This is a genomic window from Anaerotaenia torta (assembly GCF_050433395.1).
GTDB classification, from domain to species: domain Bacteria; phylum Bacillota; class Clostridia; order Lachnospirales; family Lachnospiraceae; genus Mobilitalea; species Mobilitalea torta.
The window spans coordinates 1,637-3,465 of sequence record NZ_JBNPXH010000024.1; the positions used below are offsets into that span (position 1 = coordinate 1,637).

Here is a 1,829-nt window from a genome sequence, read left to right on the forward strand (position 1 = left end):
AATTTCAAGAAGAAAATCATGTTCGATCTCTTCCTCGGAAAGGCGGCGGATACGCTCCGGTTCGGAAAAGAACCGATCCTGAGGAGCCTTTCCTTTCAGGGAAGAATGGGGCGACTGATTGTACTGCCGGACATAAGCCATGAGATTTCCCCGGAGTTCCTCGAGGCTGTGGAAGTCGCGGATATCTAGCGCTGCCATCCACTGGTCTTTCATAGTCCGGAACCACCGTTCTATTTTTGCTTTCTGAGTCGGAGTATATGGCTGGTCATAATGGATTACAGAGCCGATGCGGGCTGCGAGCAGTTCCATCTGCTTGTTCTTATAAGAACTGCCATTATCGAAGTTCCACATCTGTGGGCGCCCGTATTTGGCAACCGCTGATTTCATGACCGACATCAGGTTGACGAAGTTGTCATTGAAAAAGATATCGATCCCGACAATGAAGCGGCTGGCATCATCAATCAGTGCAATGATGTATACCTTGTGTTTCTTTCCGTCAGAAGTCTTTAGATAGGGACCGACGCTACTGTCGCCACACCAGACTTCATTGATATGAGGACGTTCATAACGGCGCATGTCCTGTTTGGTGGTTGTTTTCAGCTCCACAGCAAGAAGGTTGAGGTAACGGTTGACCGTGGACTCGGATAATTCACCGGATCTTATGCTCCCGTTATCGCGGAGCTGTCGGTAGATAGCTGCTGCAGACATACGCGGATAATTCGTTTTGAGATAGCGGATCTGCTCCTGAAGTTCGTCATCCAGCTTTCGTGGTTTTCCGAGATCGGTACGGGAGATGGGGACAAGTGCATCAAACCCGCCTTTCCTGTAGTGGTTGTACCAACGTTTAATGGTAGGTGTTGCAAAGCGCCTTAAAGTACCATCCGGCATTAAGACATCCCTGGCTGAGGCATCACGGAAGAAAGCTTCAAGAGAAGGATACCCTTCCTGAAGCCCTGAAGCAAGCGGGGCAATGACAGAATACCTCATCAGGGCGATGGCATGCGTTTTTTCCTGGTTCATAATGGAACCTCCTTAAGTTTTTTCTTAAGTATAGAGCATTCCAATGGAGGGGTCTTGTAAGGTTATGTGGGTTTGAAAAAAAGGATATTTGGTGTTCGTTTAATCTGCATGAACTGGCGCGAAAAGGATGTGAGGCATCGATGTACGAAATCCAGGGAAATACTGAGTAATATGTTTTCTGATAAAAGACGCTGACGCCAGTGGTGAACGTACTGGCGGATGACGGAGGATATGTTATTCTCATCAATGGAAGGAGTTGAATCCATGATCGGAGCAAAACCCTCGGATCCCCTGTAGCAGGAAATGATGCGGATCTGGTCGGGCAGAGAAATCTGTGAATAAGGGACAATGGATGCGAGAAGCAGTGCATGGGTTATCCCGCAAAGGCTGCACTTAACACGGCAGATATGCAGACGAATGAAGGAATCATCCGTCTTGATTCGGCGGTCATAGTAACCGTGGATGGTCAGACAGCCGGAAAGCCCACAGCTGCAGGTCAGCTGGTGGAACTGAAGGTTATTGATTGTATTATCATAAAAATCCTGTGAAATGGGATTGTAAATATCGACGGATATGGTTATCATAAGTGTGTATGGATTGTGGCTTGACCACAAACATGGCATGCGGCAGGAACCAAGCTTTGGTAGGGGAGGTTTCTGCTGCGTTATTATCAGCAACTAAGCTATGATAACACGAAGGTACTGGATAAAACAATCTGACGCAAAATGCAACAGAATCTTTTATTCAGTACCTTCTTTTTATTTGCATGAAATAGAAGAAATCTAGATCAGGTAAAATGCCGAATAACA

The 1,829-nt window shown here is 46.7% G+C and carries 2 protein-coding genes; one reads left to right on the top strand and one right to left on the bottom strand.

Going from position 1 to position 1,829, the window contains the following annotated elements; genetic code table 11:
- On the bottom strand, positions 1 to 1,020 hold a 1,020-nt coding region (locus tag HNQ56_RS23775), incomplete at its 3' end, for an integrase core domain-containing protein (RefSeq protein ID WP_429151014.1).
- 407 nt (positions 1,021 to 1,427) lie between these two features.
- On the opposite strand from HNQ56_RS23775, the gene HNQ56_RS23780 reads away from it, so the two are divergent.
- Entirely contained in the window at positions 1,428 to 1,568 is a 141-nt protein-coding gene (locus HNQ56_RS23780; RefSeq protein ID WP_429151015.1) for a hypothetical protein, read from the top strand.
- Positions 1,569 to 1,829: the final 261 nt, after the last annotated feature.